The sequence below is a fragment of the Micromonospora fluostatini genome, from assembly GCF_050410825.1.
Classification (GTDB): Bacteria; Actinomycetota; Actinomycetes; order Mycobacteriales; family Micromonosporaceae; genus Micromonospora; species Micromonospora rosaria.
Genome location: NZ_CP191251.1, coordinates 6,898,812 through 6,914,972, shown reverse-complemented (window position 1 = coordinate 6,914,972; position 16,161 = coordinate 6,898,812). Strand labels below are relative to the sequence as shown.

11 protein-coding genes are annotated in these 16,161 nt (G+C 75.1%); 4 read left to right on the top strand and 7 right to left on the bottom strand.

The genetic code is table 11. The annotated features are described in order from the left end of the window. Positions 1 to 147 precede the first annotated feature (147 nt). From ACQUFX_RS30950 to ACQUFX_RS30940, 3 genes are all read right to left on the bottom strand, one after another. Positions 148 to 3,888 carry an ATP-dependent helicase gene (locus ACQUFX_RS30950; RefSeq protein ID WP_428963674.1) on the bottom strand — a complete coding sequence of 1,247 codons (3,741 nt, stop codon included), beginning with the start codon at positions 3,886 to 3,888 and terminating at the stop codon, positions 148 to 150. Between the two features lie 129 nt (positions 3,889 to 4,017). Continuing rightward, on the bottom strand, positions 4,018 to 4,563 hold the full coding sequence (locus ACQUFX_RS30945) for an LOG family protein (RefSeq protein WP_428963673.1): 546 nt from the start codon (positions 4,561 to 4,563) through the stop codon (positions 4,018 to 4,020). Positions 4,564 to 4,565: 2 nt separating this feature from the next. Beyond that, the gene (locus ACQUFX_RS30940; RefSeq protein WP_428963672.1) at positions 4,566 to 5,417 is read right to left on the bottom strand and encodes an LOG family protein; all 852 of its coding nucleotides are present in this window, start codon (positions 5,415 to 5,417) and stop codon (positions 4,566 to 4,568) included. 154 nt (positions 5,418 to 5,571) lie between these two features. On the opposite strand from ACQUFX_RS30940, the gene ACQUFX_RS30935 reads away from it, so the two are divergent. Continuing rightward, positions 5,572 to 5,739, top strand: a complete 168-nt coding sequence (locus ACQUFX_RS30935) for a hypothetical protein (protein WP_428963671.1) — start codon at positions 5,572 to 5,574, stop codon at positions 5,737 to 5,739. A gap of 70 nt (positions 5,740 to 5,809) precedes the next feature. Here the strand turns inward: ACQUFX_RS30935 and dapE are convergent, their stop codons facing one another. Next, on the bottom strand, positions 5,810 to 6,883 hold the full coding sequence (dapE, locus tag ACQUFX_RS30930; protein WP_428963670.1) for a succinyl-diaminopimelate desuccinylase: 1,074 nt from the start codon (positions 6,881 to 6,883) through the stop codon (positions 5,810 to 5,812). Positions 6,884 to 6,989: 106 nt separating this feature from the next. Here dapE and dapD point away from each other — a divergent pair, with 106 nt between their 5' ends. Then, on the top strand, positions 6,990 to 7,949 hold the full coding sequence (dapD, locus tag ACQUFX_RS30925) for a 2,3,4,5-tetrahydropyridine-2,6-dicarboxylate N-succinyltransferase (protein WP_428963669.1): 960 nt from the start codon (positions 6,990 to 6,992) through the stop codon (positions 7,947 to 7,949). Between the two features lie 140 nt (positions 7,950 to 8,089). Here dapD and ACQUFX_RS30920 read toward each other — a convergent pair whose 3' ends face one another. Beyond that, complete coding sequence (locus ACQUFX_RS30920) at positions 8,090 to 11,470, bottom strand: S8 family serine peptidase (protein WP_428963668.1); 3,381 nt, start codon at positions 11,468 to 11,470, stop codon at positions 8,090 to 8,092. Between the two features lie 117 nt (positions 11,471 to 11,587). Between ACQUFX_RS30920 and ACQUFX_RS30915 the strand changes: the two genes are divergently transcribed. Beyond that, positions 11,588 to 12,145 (top strand): sugar O-acetyltransferase, encoded by a 558-nt coding sequence (locus ACQUFX_RS30915; RefSeq protein WP_428963667.1) that lies wholly within the window; start codon positions 11,588 to 11,590, stop codon positions 12,143 to 12,145. A gap of 102 nt (positions 12,146 to 12,247) precedes the next feature. After that, entirely contained in the window at positions 12,248 to 14,890 is a 2,643-nt protein-coding gene (locus ACQUFX_RS30910) for a hypothetical protein (RefSeq protein WP_428963666.1), read from the top strand. Here the strand turns inward: ACQUFX_RS30910 and ACQUFX_RS30905 are convergent. After that, on the bottom strand, positions 14,867 to 15,517 hold the full coding sequence (locus tag ACQUFX_RS30905; protein WP_428963664.1) for a nucleoside/nucleotide kinase family protein: 651 nt from the start codon (positions 15,515 to 15,517) through the stop codon (positions 14,867 to 14,869). The two genes, ACQUFX_RS30910 and ACQUFX_RS30905, sit on opposite strands and share 24 nt — an antisense overlap. Then, positions 15,514 to 16,158, bottom strand: coding sequence for an SIMPL domain-containing protein (locus ACQUFX_RS30900; protein WP_428963663.1), 645 nt, complete (start codon positions 16,156 to 16,158; stop codon positions 15,514 to 15,516). The genes ACQUFX_RS30905 and ACQUFX_RS30900 overlap by 4 nt, the downstream gene beginning before the upstream one ends. Positions 16,159 to 16,161 lie beyond the last annotated feature (3 nt).

The window sequence follows — 16,161 nt, the reverse complement described above, 5'->3', positions numbered from 1 at the left end:
CTCCGGTCGCGGCTGCGCGGCTGGCACGCTCACTCCTCAGGTCGGGCCCGGTGGGTCGGCGCCGGGCCGGCCGGCGACCACCCACGGAGCGGTACGGCCCCGCTGGTCGTCACGGTGTCCCCGGTGGTCACGGCTGGCCCCCGGTGGTCATGGCGCCCCGTCCGGGCGGCGCGGGGCCGGCGGCTCGACCACCTGGCGACCCTGGCCCGACACCGGGCAACTGGTCCGCACCGGGCAGACCCGGCACTTCGAGTTGGCGACCGCGGCGAAGGTCGCCGCGGCCATCGTATCGGCGGTACGCCGGACCAGCGCGGTCGCCCAACCGGCCGCCGGGCCGTCCCCGGCCGGCGGCTGGCTCTGCTCCCGGGCGTCCTTGCCGCCGGTGCCGAGCTGCACCAGCGCCGCCCCACCGGAGGTCTCGCCGAACTCGGCGAACGCCCCCGCCTCAACCGCCGCCTGGTACGCCCCGAGCTGCGGGTGCCCGGCGACGTCGCTGGCCGACACGGTGGTGGTACGGCCGGTCTTCAGGTCGACCACGACCAGCCGCCCGTCGGCGTCGACCTCCAGCCGGTCCACCCGGCCGGTCAGCTCCACCGGCCGGTGCGGGTCGTCCAGACGGACCGCGAACTCGTGCTCGATGGCGAGCAGCCGGCGCGGGTTCCCGGCCAGCCAGCGCAGCAGCTTGTCCACCATGGCCTCGGCCCGGGCCTGCTCCGGCCCGGCCATCCACCGGGCGGCCAGCTCGATCGCGTCGAACCGGGCGGTGACGTACTCCAGCAGGGCCGACCGGTCGACGCTGGCGTTCTCGGCGAGCATCGCGGCGGCGTGCACCAGGTTGCCCACCCCCTGGGCGGCGCTGGCCGAAGCGCTGCCGCCGTGCCGTTCCAGCAGCCAGCGCAGGCTGCACCGCAGGGCGCTCTCCATCCCCGACGGGGTCACCCGGACCGGATCGCCGTCGTCGACCAGCGGCCGGTCGTCGGAGAGCCCGCGCAGCCCCCACCAGTCGTCCGGGTGTGCGCCGGGCACCCCGGCGGCGGCGAGCCGGGCCAGTTCGGCCGCCGCCGCGCGCCGCCGGGCCGGCGGGACGTCCACCCCGGTGACCGCGGTACGCAGCTCGGCGACCAGCGCGGAGAGGGTCAGCGCCCGGGGCGGCCGACCCACCGGCAACGCCTGCGCCCGCTCCGCACCGCCCGCCGCCCCGGCTGACTCGTCGACCGGCCCGGTCCGCCGGCCAGTCCCCTCGGTGGAGCCGACGGGCTCCGTCTGCTGGCCAGCCCCCTCCCTGGAGCCGCCAGGCGGACCGGGGGGCGGCTCGGGCGGACCGGTGCGGCCGGTGGGCGGTTCCGTGATGCCGTCCGGTGGCTCGGTGGGGCCGAGTTCGTAGAGGAAGCGGCTGGGCTGCTCCTCGTGGTCGTCGCCGCCGACCGACGCGGAGGCGACCGCGCTGACCAGCAACCGGCGGCGGGCCCGGGTGACCGCGACGTGGAAGAGCCGGCGCTCCTCGTCCAACAGGGCCGAGGTCTGGCCGACCAGGCCGACCAGGCCGGCCAGCCGGCCGGCGCCGTCGGCCCGGCCGGCGAGCACGTCGACCAGGCGTTCCGAGCCGAGCAGGCTGCCCCGCAGGCGCAGGTCGGGCCAGACCCCCTCCTGCACCCCGGCGACGGCGACCAGGTCCCACTCCAGGCCCTTCGCGGCGTGCGCGGTGAGCAGCCGGACCGCGTCGCCCCGGTCGGCGCTGGCGGCCAGGGTGTCCGCCGGCAGGTCCTGATTCAGGACGTGGTCGAGGAAGACCTCGGCCCGCGCGCCGGGCAGCCGGTCGACGAACCGGGCCGCCGCGTCGAAGAGGACCAGGACGGCGTCCAGGTCCCGGTCGGCCGCCTCGGCCCGCCAGCGCTGCGCGGTCTCGTGCTCACCGGTCGCCGCCCAGCCGCGCACGATCGCGCCGGCCCACCGGTCGGCCAGGCCACTGGCGTCCCAGACGGCCCAGAGCACGTCCTCGGCGGTGGCGCCGGGCCGCTCGGCGGCCTCCCGGGCGACGGCCAACAGGCCGGCCACCGCCTGCGCGGGCTCGGCCCAGCGCCGGTCGATCTCGACCAGTTCCTCCGGGTCGCGCAGCACGTCGACGATCAGCTCCCCGGAGGGCCGGCGGTCGCCCCGGGCCAGCGCGAGGGCCCGCAACCCCTGCCGCAGCCGCCGTTCCGCCAGCGGGTCCGCGCCACCGAGGGGTGAGTGCAGCAGCGCCACCGCCGCCTCCTCGTCCAGCCGCGCCGGCTCCAACGCGCAGCGCAGCAGGAGCAGCAGCGGCGCGACGGCCGGTTGCAGGTGCAGGGGCAGATCCTCGCCGTGCACCACCGCCGGCACCCCGGCCGCGTGCAGCGCCCGTTGCAGCGACGGCAACTGCCGCGCGGTGGAGCGCACCAGCACCGCCATCTCCGACCAGGGCACCCCGTCGAGCAGGTGCGCCGTGCGCAGGGCGTGGGCCAGCCAGGCGGCCTCGCTGGTCGCGGAGCGGAAGGTGTGCACCGCCACGGTGCCGGGTGCGGCATCCGGTACCGGGGTCAGCCGCCGGTGCGCCGCCGGGCCGCGCAACCGCCGGGCCAGCCGGGCGGCGGCGGCCAGCACCCGGGCCCCCGACCGGTACGAGGTGGTGAGCAGGACCCGGGCCGCCGGTGCTCCGGAGGCGGTCCGGAACCGGTGCGGAAAGGCCGTCACCACCTGCGGGTCCGCCCCCCGGAAGGCGTACGTGGACGAGTCCGGGTCACCGAACACGACCAGCGGCTTGCCGCCCCCGGCGATCACCTCCAGCAGGTCCACCTGGGCCGGGTCGGTGTCGGCCAGCTCGTCGACGTACACGTACGCCAGGCGGCGACGCTCGGCGGCCAGCACCTCGGGGTCGTCGAGCAGCAGCCCCCGGGCGGCCCGCACCAGCTCGGCCGGGTCGTACGCGACCGAGCCCCGGTTGCTGACGTCGCGCAGGGCGAGCACCGAGACGTACTCGCGCAGGAAGCGCGCGGCGGCCGGCCAGTCGGCACGGCCCAGCCGGTCGCCGAGCCGGGCCAGTTCGGCGGGGCCGACCCCCCGCTCCGCCGCCCGCATCAGCAGGTCACGCAACTGGGCCGCGAAGGCCCGGGTCCGCAGCGCCGGCCGCAGGTCCTCCGGCCACCCGACCGGGTCCTCGTCGGGCACCCCGCCGTCGACGTGACCCGACCCGCCCGCTCCGTCGCCCCCGCCCGCTCCGTTGACTCCGCCCGGTGTGCCCGCCCCGCCCGGTGTGCCCGTTCGGGCAGCGGCGACCGGCCCGCCGGCCGGGCCGCTCCCGACCGGGCCGCTCCCGACCGGGCCCGACTCCACGCCCACCACGTCCAGCAGTTCCCGGATGATCAGATCCTGTTCGGGCCCGGTGAGCAGCCGGGGCGACGGCTCACCCCGTTCGGCCGCGGCCCGCCGCAACAGCCCGAACGCGTACGCGGGGAAGGTCCGCACCAGCGGCTCCCGGAGCACCCGGTGCCCGTCGCGGGCCACCCGCGCCTCGATCCGCCGACGCAGGTCGGTGGCGCCCCGCCGGCTGAAGGTGAGCACCAGGATCCGTTCCGGGTCCACCCCCTCGGCGACCCGGGCGGCGACCGCCTCGATCAGGGTGCTGGTCTTGCCCGTGCCCGGCCCGCCGAGCACCAGCATCGGCCCGTCGGTGTGCCCGACCACCTCCGCCTGGACCGGATCGTCCCGCCGCACCGGCTCCCCGACGGCCTCGACCGCCGTCCCGGCGGAAACCCCCCGGCCACCGGCGGAGCCGTCGGAGCCGGCCACCGCAGTCCCCGGCCCGGCCACCGCAGCCCCCGGCCCGGCGGCCACCGCCCGCCCCCGCCGCACCAGCCGATACGCCTGCATCCCGCCATCCCACCATCCCCCACCGACACCCCGCCCCACGCCCGCCCACTTCCCCTCGCCCCGTCCTCGGTCAGGGGGTGTTAGGAAGGGGCCCTTCCTCTACCGGAAGCGTTAACAAGGGGCCCTTCCTTACACCAGGTGGGGGGTCAGGAGGTCGAGGGCGGCGGCGGGGGTGGGGGCGACGGTGAGGAGGTCCAGGCCGGCCGGTTTGAGAAAGTTCTGGTCGGTGCAGGCGGCCAGCCAGTCCAACAGCGGACGGTAGAAGCCGTCGGTGTCCACCAGCACCATCGGCTTGGTGTGCATGGCCAGCGTGGCGGTGGTCCAGACCTCGAACAGCTCGTCCAGGGTGCCGAGCCCGCCGGGCAGGGTCAGGAAGGCGTCCGACCGCTCGATCATGAGGGTCTTGCGGCTCGCCATCGAGTCGGTGACCAGCAGCTCGTCCGAGGCCAGGTCGGCGACCTCCAGGTCGACCAGGGACTGCGGGATCACCCCGACCGTGGTGCCGCCGGCCGCGCGGGCGCCGTCGACGAGGGCCCCCATCATCCCGACGCAGCCACCGCCGCTGACCAGGGTGTGTCCCCGGCGGGCGAGCTCCGCGCCGGTCTCGGCCGCGAGGTCCAGCCAGCGTTGGTCGAGGGTACGGGAGGAGGCGCAGAAGACGCAGATCGCCGCCACCCTCACCCCTCCCGCGACTCGTCGGCGGCGGCCCGCTGGTCCGCGGCGGTACGGGCGACGCTCTCCCCGCGGACGGCCTCCTGCTCGGCGGAGAGGGCGGCCTCGGCGGCCACGATGTGCCGTACCGCGGCGTCGACGTCGTCGGTGAGGCAGATCAGCTCCAGGTCCACCGGCCCGATCTTGCCGTCGGCCGCCATGGTGTCGCGCAGCCAGTCGAGCAGCCCACGCCAGTACCCGGTGCCCATCAGGACCACCGGGAAGCGGGTGACCTTCCCGGTCTGCACCAGGGTGAGCGCCTCGAACAGCTCGTCCATGGTGCCGAAGCCGCCGGGCAGCACCACGAACGCCTGGGCGTACTTGACGAACATGGTCTTGCGGGCGAAGAAGTAGCGGAAGTCGATGGCCAGGTCGACCCAGTCGTTGATGCCCTGCTCGAAGGGGAGTTCGATGCCGAGGCCGACGGAGAGCCCGCCCGCCTCGCTGGCCCCCCGGTTGGCCGCCTCCATCACGCCCGGCCCGCCCCCGGTGATGACCGCGTACCCGGCGCGGGCCAGGGCGGCGCCGACCGACTCGGCGAGTTGGCACTCGGGGCTGTCCGGTTTGCTGCGGGCGGAGCCGAAGACGCTGACCGCGGGCGGCAGGTCGGCGAGGGTGTCGAAGCCCTCGACGAACTCGGAGAGGATGCGCAGCGCCCGCCAGGCGTCCCGGGTCTTCCAGTCGCCGCGCCCGCGCGAGTCCAGCAGTCGCTGGTCGGCGGTGCTGTTCGGAATGGCGCCGCGCCGCAGGGTGACGGCTCCCCGGTGCCGTTCCCGCCCCGGAGCCCGGCCGGTGGCGCGCCCGTCGTCGTGACTCATGGGAGCAACCGTAATGGAGCAGCACCTTTCGGGTGTGTCGCCCGGCCGACCAGCAAAGAAATCGTGATCTTGGGCAACTAATTCGGTCGCCCGTACGTCTTACTATTCACATACCGGGTATGCCCCGGCGCACGCTTCGGGGGAGGAGCAGAGCGTGATCAGCAACAGCGAGATGATCCGGATCAGGCGGCAGATGCAGCGACGGATCCGGGACGTGGTGGCCGAGCGCCGCCGCACCCGCCTCGTGGAGGCCAGCACCGACCACACCGGCGACCCGACCGACAGCCCCACCGGGCCGGCCACCCTGGCCCGCACGCCCTGACCGACGACGGCGGCGCCCGCCCGCGCCCCGCGACCGGCCGCCCGCCAGCAGCGGGCGGCCGGTCGGCCGGTCAGGCGGGGGCCAGCCAGCGGTGCAGGGTGGCGGCCCCGTCCCGGATCTTGCTGATCTCGACGTGCTCGTCCGGGTGGTGGGCCAGGTTCGGGTCGCCGGGGCCGAAGTTCAGCGCCGGTACGCCCATCGCCGCGAAGCGGGCCACGTCCGTCCAGCCCAGCTTGCCGATCGGCGCCGCACCGACGGCGGCCAGGAACTCCTTGGCCGGGGCGGCGTCCAGTCCCGGCGCGGCACCGGCCGCCGAGTCGGTCACCCGCAGCTCGTACCCGGCGAAGACCTCACGCAGGTGCGCCTCGGCGTCGGCCGGGGTACGGTCCGGCGCGAACCGGTAGTTCACCTCGATCTCGCAGAGGTCCGGGACGACGTTGCCGGCCACCCCACCGGCGATCCGCACCGCGTTCATCCCCTCGCGGTACTCGCAGCCGTCGATGACGACCCGCCGGGCCTGGTACGTCTCCAGCCGGCGGAGCAGCTCACCGGCGCCGTGGATGGCGTTCACCCCGTGCCAGGAACGCGCCGAGTGGGCCCGTACGCCGGTGGTGGCGACCACCGCCCGCATGGTCCCCTGGCAGCCGGCCTCCACGATCCCGTACGTCGGCTCCAGCAGCAACGCGAAGTCGGCCGTCAGCCACTGCGGGTACGCCTCGGCGACCAGGAACAGCCCGTTGTACTTCGACTCGATCTCCTCCGCCTCGTAGAAGAAGTACGTCACGTCGTACCGGGGGTCGGGCAGGGTGACCGCCAGGTGCAGCGCGTACGCCACGCCGGACTTCATGTCGGAGGTGCCGCAGCCGTACATCAGGTCGCCGCGCATGGTGGACGGGAAGTTGTTGTTCAACGGCACCGTGTCCAGGTGCCCGGCGAGCACGACCCGCTGGCCCCGACCCAGCTCCGTACGGGCCATCACCGTGTTGCCGTGCCGGTGGGTGCTCAGGTGCGGCACCTTCCGCAGGACCTCCTCCACGCAGTCGGCGATCGCCTTCTCGTTGCGGGAAACGGACTCGATGTCCACCAGAGCACGGGTCAGCGCCACCGGATCGGCGAGGACCTCGGGGGTAAGCGGGTTCTCCATGGTTCGCACGGTACCTTCAAGGCCGGTGCGGGTGAGGAGCCAGCGGGCCGAGCCCGGTGCCGGCCGCGAGGAGACCCCGCGCCACCGCGACGAGAAAGGTGAAGCAGTGACGTCCGCAGAACCCGCCTGGGGCATCGGCCTGGCCACCATCACCGCGCAGGGTCAGGTGCTCGACACCTGGTACCCCACGGGCAAGCTGGGACTCGGCGAGCTGCCCCTGGTCCCCGGCGAGGAGCAGGCCGACGTGCTCGACCTGCCGCCGGGTGCGATCGGCGACCGGGCCCTGCCCGGCCTGCGTACCGTCGAGGTGGTGACCGTGATCGGCTCGCTGGACGACCCGATCAAGGACGCCTCCGACGCGTACCTCCGGTTGCACCTGCTCTCCCACCGCCTGGTGCGCCCCAACGAGCTGAACCTCGACGGCATCTTCGGCAAGCTGGCGAACGTGGCCTGGACCTCGGCCGGGCCGTGCCCGCCGGAGCGGGTGGACGAGCTGCGGGTGATCGAGCGGGCCGCCGGCCGCCACCTGGCCGTGTACGGGGTCGACAAGTTCCCCCGGATGACCGACTACGTGGTCCCCGCCGGGGTGCGGATCGCCGACGCGGACCGGGTCCGGCTCGGCGCCCACCTCGCCGCCGGCACCACCGTGATGCACGAGGGCTTCGTCAACTTCAACGGCGGCACCCTGGGCAACTCGATGGTCGAGGGCCGGATCGCGCAGGGCGTGGTGGTCGGGGACGGCTCCGACATCGGGGGCGGGGCCTCGATCATGGGCACCCTCTCCGGCGGCGGCACCGACCGGGTCCGGATCGGCGAGCGGAGCCTGATCGGGGCGAACGCCGGGGTGGGCATCTCCCTCGGCGACGACTGCGTGGTCGAGGCCGGCTGCTACGTCACCGCCCCCTCCAAGATCACCCTCCCGGACGGTCAGGTGGTCAAGGCCAAGGACCTCTCCGGGGTCGACGGGCTGCTGTTCTGGCGCAACTCGGTGACCGGCGCGCTGGAGGCGAAGCCGCGCACCGGCCGGGGCATCGAGCTGAACGCCGCCCTGCACGCCAACGACTGACCCGTCTCGACGGCCGCACCGGCCGCCACCCGCGCACTGACGGCCGGACCGGCCGCCGCCACCCGCCCGGTGGCGGCGGCCGGCCGTGGTTCCGGGCCCGGCGGGTGCCCGCCGGGCCCGGAACGCCGTCACCGGTCAGCTCACCGCAGGCGGTACGCCTGGATGATCTGCTGGGTCACCGTGTTGCCGGCGCTGTCCCGGGCGGTGGCCCGCAGCGAGACGTGCCCCGGGCCGGCCGGGTGCCACGCGGCGGCCACCCACCGCGTGCCGACCCGCTGCACCGGCGTCGTACGCCACGTCTTCCCACCGTCGTACGACAGTTGGACGGTCAGCGCGGTGACCGTCGCCGCCGGGGCGCCGGGCTGCCGCTGGACCTCGACCGGGATGGCGAACGGCAGGCCCGCCGGGGCGCTGTTGTCCACCCGCAGCGGCGGCCGGAACCGCACCGCCGAGACGGGCAGCGCGGCCGGCTCCGTGCCCGGTACGTGCCCGGACCGAAACGTCCAGGTGCTGTCGACCCGGGTGCTCAGGTCGGTGAAGGACCGTTCCGCCGACACCTCCAGCCGGTACGCCGCCGCGCCGGCCGGCACGGTGAACTGCCCGTACCCCGCATCGGGGTACTCGGCGACCAGCGTGCCGTCCCGGTACAGCGCGGTCCGGGCGGTGTCGACCAGCGAGTAGCCGGCGTGTCCGGCCTGGTCGCTGTGCACCGGCAGGTCGACGGTGAGCTCGTCGCCGGTACGGGTGACGCCCTGCCCCGGCCAGCGCGGCGCCGGCAGGGACGGGCCGTACGGCGCCGCGTTCCAGGTGTCCCGGTAGGTCCGGGCGGGGCGGTAGACGGTCGGCGTCGACTCCTGTATCGACAGGTAGTCGAACCTCCCGTCGTCGTCCGTCCGGCCGGCCAGGAGCAGGGAGAACCACTGCTGCCCGTTGGTGTTGTGGTACTCGACCCGCTGCCCCGGTACGGTCACCGGCACCCCGAGCCCCGAGGCCCCGGTCGGGTACTTCGTCGACTCGCCGAAGACCACCCGTTCCGTCTCCAGTGCTGGATCACCGCCCCGGAAGGTGTGCACCACCTTCGCCAGGTCCCGCTGGCGGTAGTCCTTGACGAACCCGGTCGGGTACCGGCCGGGCACGGCCTCGCTGACCGCGTACAGGTACGGGCTGACGGGCACGTCGGGCTTGAGCCACTGGGCGCCGACGGTACCGACGAACTGCTCGGCGGGAACCCGGCGACCGAGGTGGCCGCTGCGCAGCCCGGTGAAGTCGGAACTGCCCAGGCTGAAGCCGTAGCCGACGTCCTCGCTGAGGAAGTTCGCGCCGAGGTCGACCATGCCCGGTTCGGCGGAGGGTTCCGGCACCGACAGGCGTACCGGCCGGGCCACGCGGGCGTCGACCGTCAGCTCGGTCGGCCCGTCGACGACCAGCTCCGGCTGGGCCAGGGCCGACACGGCCCCCGGCACCTCGTCGCTGTACTCGAAGACGTAGCTGACCAGGCCGTACCGGCCCTTCGGCAGCCGGAGCGAGGCGGTACCGTCCGGGGCGACGAGGTCCCGGATCACGAAGGTGTCCAGCCCGACCAGCGTCGTCCAGGCTTCGGTGGCGGGCGCGCCGGTGGTGTCGAGGTGCCGGACGGTCACCGGGTAGCTCTCCACCTCCCGGTGCACGGCCAGCGGGGTCACCGCCCGGACGTCGCCGGAGCTGGCGACGATCCGACCGGTCCAGTGGCCGTCGGCGACCGGGACGCTGGTGTCCGCCGTCACCGTCACCTCGGCGCTGCCCCCGGCGGGCACGGTGACCCGCGACGCGCTGAGGGTGAACATGCCGGCCGGCGGAGCGGCCCCGTCCGGGCCGGTGATCTCGGTGGCGAGGTCGAGGGTGAGCGGGGTGGTGCCGGCGTTGCGCCAGGTCACGGTCCGGGTGATCGGCTCGTCGTCGCCGTGCGGCCACTCGGTGCGGCCGAACGAGACGCTGGCCGGGTCGCTGGTGACCGACTGGCCGATCGCCCGCGCCACGTCGACCCGGCCGGCACCCTGCTGGTACGCGGTCAGCTCCGGGTGCGGTCGCGCGCTGGCGGTCAGGGTGGCCTTGAGCTGGGCGGCCCGCCAGTCGGGGTGCTGCTGGGCCAGCAGCGCCACCGCACCGGCGACGTGCGGCGCGGACATCGAGGTGCCGGAGGCGGTCACGTAGCCGTCCCCGACCGGGGTGCCGAGCGTGGTGCCCGCCCCCCGGGCGGCGACGATCTCCACGCCCGGCGCGGTGATGTCCGGCTTGAGCGCGTCGTCCCCGACGCGCGGGCCCCGGCTGGAGAAGTCGGCCAGCTCGTCGTCGCGGTCCACCGCGCCGACGGTGAGCGCCGCGTCGGCGGAGCCGGGCGAACCGACCGAGCCGTCGCTGCCGTCGTTGCCGGCGGAGATCACGAAGAGCGTGCCCGTGCTGGCGGTCAGCGTCTCGACCGCCTCCTCCAGCGGGTCGACCTCCGGGGTGTCCCAGCCGCCGAGGCTCACGTTGACCACGGTGGCCCGCTTCTCCTCGGCGGCCCACTGCATGCCGGCCAGGATCGCCGACTCGCTGCACCCGTTGCTCTCGCACACCTTGCCGGAGAGCAGGGTGGCCTCCGGCGCGACGCCCCGGTACTTTCCGCCGGAGGCCGCGCCGGTGCCGGCGATGGTCGAAGCGACGTGGGTGCCGTGGCCGATCGTGTCGCCCGGCTCGGGCACCTCGCTGAAGTTCCGGCTCTCGGCGACCCGGCCGACGAGGTCCGGGTGGGTGGCGTCGACGCCGGTGTCCAGCACCGCGACGCTGACCCCCCGGCCGGTCCAGCCGGCCTGGTGGGCGGCGGGCGCGCCGATCTGCGCCACGCTGTGGTCGAGGGTGAGTCGTCGCCTGCCGTCCAGCCAGATCCGGTCGACACCCTCCGCCGTGTCGCTACGGGCTCCGACCGGGCCGGCCGTGACGGTGGCCCAGACCGCGCCGGCCTCGTCCTTGGCGGCCCGGACCGCCGCGCCGCCGATCACCGGCAGGTCGCGGGTGACCCGGACCCCGCCGAGCGCGGCCACCGAGCGCCGGGCGGCCTTGTCCGACCGGTACTCGAGCAGTAGGGGAAGGTCGTCGCGGCGGGCGTCGTCGTACCCGGCGTCGACAAGCGTGGTGATGTCGAACAGCCGCCGGTCGACCTTGCCGGTGCGGATCAGCGGCAGCGCGTCCTGGGGCAGCACGGAGACCCGGCCGGCCTCCCGTTGGATCAGGAACCGGAGCTTGTCCCGACCGTCGGCGGGACGGACGGCGAGGGCGCCGGTGGGATGCAGGGTGACCCGGTCCCCGGTGATCAGGGTGACCGTCGCCGGCCGGGCCGGCGTCGCGGGGGCGGTGCCGGCCGGCGGTGCGGCGCCCGGCTGTCCCGGCGACGCGGCGGGCGCGGCCGAGGCCGCCGCCGGGACGCCGAGCGCCAGCCCGAGCACGAGAGCGGCTGCGATCGATCTTCTCTTTCGGTGCAACGGATCCTCCTCGTGGAGCGTCATCACTGACAGGAGTCGCATCGACACCGGCCAGGATTGCATACCGAGTAGGCATGAAGGAAGTCAGAAAAGTGACCAAGTTAGCACAAAGTGGAGACCCGGATGGGGGATGATCGGCCGGTGACCTCCATGAAGGAACGCATGCTCGCCGGTGAGGCGTACCAGGCCGACGACCCCGAGATCGCCGTCGACCTGGACCGCGCCGCCCGCCTGATGGAACGCTTCAACACCAGCCCGGCCGACGACCCGGCGGCCCGGCTCGCCGCGCTGCGCGACCTGCTCGGCTCCGTCGGCGAGGACTGCTGGGTCCGCCCGCCCCTCTACTGCGACTACGGCTACCGGATCCACCTCGGCCCGCGCTCCTTCGTCAACTTCAACGCGGTCCTGCTCGACGTCGCCCCGATCACCATCGGCGCCGACGTCCAGATCGGACCGAACGTCCAACTGCTCACCCCCACCCACCCGGTGGAGCCCGAGCCGCGCCGCGCCAAGTGGGAGGGGTCGGCCCCGATCACCATCGGCGACAACGTGTGGCTCGGCGGCGGGGCGATCGTCCTCGCCGGGGTGACCATCGGCGAGAACACCGTGGTCGGCGCCGGGGCGGTGGTGACCCGCGACCTCCCGCCGAACGTGGTCGCCGTCGGCAACCCCGCCCGGGTGGTACGCACCCTCGAATGACCCGATCAAGCCCCTGACCTGCGACAACCACCCGATCGGGGGTGTCCGGCCCCCCCGAACGAGAGCACTGTTGGTAATGACGCCGTCACCGGGAGGGCAGTCATGGCCGGGCGGGTGCTCGAACTACGCGTACACGGGGTGTCCAACACGCCCCCGGACCAGATCCTCGGCCTGCGATCCGAGCCCGGCGGCGACGGGCCCCGACCGTGGCTCGTCGCCGGCGACGAGGTGACCGGCTTCTACCGGTCCAGCACCGCCCGCTCCGGCGACCCGCTCGCCGTGGAGGCCTACAGCTGGGGGCAGCTCACCTCCGGCGCGCGCACCGCGCACGACGTCTACCGGGCCCTGTGGACGCTGCTGCTCCCCTTCGCCCTGGCCAACGTCGCGCTGCACGCCCGGCCGGGCATCCCACCGGATCCGGACCGGGAACGGTGGAGCAGCCGCTCCGGCATCACCGCCTGGCTGATCCGGCTGTTCTGCCTGAGCCTGACCGGCACGCTGGCGCTCACCGCCACCGGCGTCGGCGTCGACCTGATCGGCTGGCAGTGCGTCGACCAGAGCTGCCTGAGCCGGATACCCGGCCCGTGGGAGTTCCTCGGCCAGGGCTGGTGGAGCCGGGACACCCGTTCCCTCGCCGTCGGCCTGCTGGTGCCGCTGGGCCTGCTGGCCTTCCTCGGCCTGCTCGGCTGGCGCACCTACCAGTACGAGGCGCAGATGCCCGCCCGGCCGGCCGGCCCACCCACCGGCGAACCGGCCGGCGACACCACCCCCGCCACCACCCCGGACACCGCCGGCCCGACCGACGCCGGCCCGGCCCCCGACGCCGACCCGGCCGCCCCGCGCCGCCCCCCGCTGGAGAACCCGTTGCAGGACCCCACCTTCTGGGGCGGCGAGGGCCAGTTGCGCCGGTCCGCCGTCCTGCACCTCTGCGTCGGTACGGTGATCGCCGCGGCGGTACCGCTCGGCTCGGTGATCGTGCTGGACCCGCCCCGGGGGGCGAAGGCCGCCGTGGTCTGGCCCACCGTGGCCCTCTTCGTCGCCGTTCTGGTCATCGCCGTGGTGGCGCTGGGCCGGCCGTGGCTGAGCCGCCGGGCCGGCGCCACCCCGCTCGGCCGTTGGAGCCTGGCGGTCATCGTGCTCACCTGCGCCGGCCTGGCCGGCACCTTCGTCGTCCTGCTGCTGCCGGACGGGCCCGCCGGCACCCCGCTGGCCGCGTTGCGCCCGCCCGCCGGCTGCGCCGACAACCCCGACCTGCCGGGCTGCGACGCGGACTGCTCGCTGGCCGGGTACGACTGGTACATCGCCTGGTTCAGCAACGCCCAGTTGCTGCTGCTGATCGCGATCGGGGCGGTGGCCCGCTCCGGCCGGCGCGCCCTGGCCCTGCCGGTGGTGGCGGGGCTGCTGCTCGCCACCGGGGCCGCCTGGATCTCCGGCTGGCTGCCCGGGACCCCGCCCGCCCCACCGGAGCTGGACATCTGGCTGCTCGCCGTCCCGACCTGCGCCCTGGCCATGCTCGGCCTGCTGCTGCCCCGGACCCGGCCGGCCGCCTCGGCGGCACCCCGGGTACCGCACACCGACGTGGCCTGGGGCGGCCGGGCGCCGGCGGTCATCGCCGGTTTCGGCTGGCTGCTCACCGTCGCCTACTGCGCCGGGGCCCTCTACTGGGCGACCGACCGGCTCAACAACGGCGCCACCCCGAGCGGGCGGTCCGCGGTGATCCCGCCGATCCCGGTGATGTGGGCGGGGTTGGTGTTCATCGGGGCGCTGCTGGCGCTGCTGGCCGTCACCGGGCACGCCGTCGTGATCTTCACCCGGCTCCGCCGCCGGGAGTACGCCAAACTGGTCCCGGCGGGCAACACCCTCTCCGCCCACGAGATCCGCCGCAGCCGGGACGTCAGCACGTACCGGGCGCTGCACCGGCTCGTCGGCGAGCACGCCATCAGCCTCGTCGGCCGGTACTCCGTCTTCGGTGCCGCGCTCGCCGTGGTCGGCTGCGCCGCCGCCCTGTCACACACCCGCCCCCACCCCATCACGGTGAGCGGCTGGCACGTCGCGGTCAAAGCCGTCGCCGACGTCGGCGACTCCCTGCTCGGCTGGCTGCCGGTGGCCGCCGCCGCCCTCGGCCTGCTGGTCTACCGCAACGAGACGGCCCGCCGCAGCGTCGGGGTGATCTGGGACATCGCCACCTTCTGGCCCCGGGCCGCGCACCCGCTCGCCCCGCCCTGCTACGCCGAACGGGCGGTACCGGAACTCCAGACCCGGGCGGCCGGGCTGCTGGCGCTCGACGACCACGACCCGCGCCGGGTGGACGGCCTCATCCTCTCCGGGCACAGCCAGGGCGCCGTCATCTGCACGGCGGTCCTGCTCCAACTCCCGGTGCGCTGGCGACGGCGGATCTGGTTCTTCTCCTACGGCTGCCAGCTCACCCGGCTGTACGGGCGGGTCTTCCCCGCGTACTTCGGGCCGGACCGGTTGCCGGTGCTGACCGGGCGGCGCACCGCACCGGCCGGCTGGACCAACTTCTGGCGGGCCACCGACCCGCTGGGCTGGCCCGTCGACGCGGGCGAACGGGACGTGCCGGTCCGCGACCCGGAGGCGCTGCACCCCAGCGACGGGGAGGTCTGCGACCCGCCGATCCGCAACCACAGCGGGTACCCGGCGTCGCCGGAGTTCGGCCGGGAACGGGCCCGGGTGGCCCGGCTGCTGCGCCGGGCGGTCCCGTCACAGCGGCAGGGCGTCGGCTAGCCGCACCACCAGGTCGGCGCGGTCCGCGGTGCCGACGACGCGGCGCGCGTTCGCCTCGTCGCTGCCCCGCGCCCAGGCCCGTGCCTGCTCCGCCGACCGCCCGTACGCCTCGTGCCGGGCGGTGAGCCGGCGCAACCGCAGCTCCGCGTCCAGGTCCAGGAACCACGCCTCGTGCAGCAGGGACCGGATCTCGTCCCAGGGCGGGTCGGCCAGGAGCAGGTAGTTCCCCTCGGTCACCACCAGCCGGACCGAGGGCGGCACCCCGATCGCCCCGGCGACCGGCTCCTCCAACTCGCGGCGGAACTCCGGCGCGTACACCGTCGTCGGCTCCAGCCGGCGCAACCGGCGCAGCAGGGAGACGTACCCGTTGGCGTCGAAGGTGTCCGCCGCGCCCTTGCGGTCGGCCCGGCCGAGCCGGACCAGCTCGGACTGGGCCAGGTGGAACCCGTCCATCGGCACCAGCCGGGCCGTCGGGCCGACCTCGGCCACGATCCGCTCCGCCAGGGTGGACTTGCCCGCACCGGGGGCACCGGCGACGCCGAGCAGTTGGCGCGGCCCGGCCCCGGCGAGCGCCCGGGCGCGGGCCACCAGCTCGTCGACGGTGCACGGCCGCGCGGGCGGGGTCACTCCAGGACCGGCTCGCTGATCGTGAACCGCGCCTCCACGCTGGCCTGCACGGCCTGCGGCTGCGGGTCGAGGTCCAGCTCGGGGGTGCCGCCCTCGTCCATCGCCACCCCGGCGAACGCCATCCTCGTCAACGGCTGCGCGCCCAGGCCGTTGTCGGCCAGCTCGATCAGGGCGGTCACCCGGGCGCCGAGCGCCTCCGCGTACTCCCGGGCCCGGACCAGCGCGTCGGCGATGGCGGCCTGCCGCGCCTGGCGGTGCGCGGGGCTGTCCGGCCGCAGCGACCACCACGGACCGGAGACCTCCACCTGGTCCTGGTCGGCCAGGCGCAGCATCAGCTCGCCGAGGGCGGTGAAGTCGGTGACCGTCACCGTCGTGGTCACGCTGCCGTGGTACGCCACCACCCGCTCACCGGAGCGCTTCAGCTCCGGGCGGACCTGCAACTCGCCGGTCTCGCGGCGCTCCACCACCGGCCCGTACGAGTCGAGCAGCACCCGGACGGCGGCGGCCCGCTCGGCGAGCCGGGTCAGGGTGGCCTCCCGCTCCCGGTCGCGGGCCAGTGCGGTCACCCGGAACCGGGCGACCTCGGGAGCGACTTCGCGGTACGCCTCGCCACGTACCGCCACCACCGGTCCATCCACCATGTC

Coding starts and splice junctions, on each gene's coding strand:
- ACQUFX_RS30940 (WP_428963672.1), bottom strand. CDS start 5,417: ATGAGTCACGACGACGGGCGCGCCACCGGCCGGGCTCCGGGGCGGGAA.
- dapE (WP_428963670.1), bottom strand. CDS start 6,883: ATGGAGAACCCGCTTACCCCCGAGGTCCTCGCCGATCCGGTGGCGCTG.
- ACQUFX_RS30920 (WP_428963668.1), bottom strand. CDS start 11,470: ATGACGCTCCACGAGGAGGATCCGTTGCACCGAAAGAGAAGATCGATC.
- ACQUFX_RS30900 (WP_428963663.1), bottom strand. CDS start 16,158: ATGGTGGATGGACCGGTGGTGGCGGTACGTGGCGAGGCGTACCGCGAA.
- ACQUFX_RS30950 (WP_428963674.1), bottom strand. CDS start 3,888: ATGCAGGCGTATCGGCTGGTGCGGCGGGGGCGGGCGGTGGCCGCCGGG.
- ACQUFX_RS30910 (WP_428963666.1), top strand. CDS start 12,248: ATGGCCGGGCGGGTGCTCGAACTACGCGTACACGGGGTGTCCAACACG.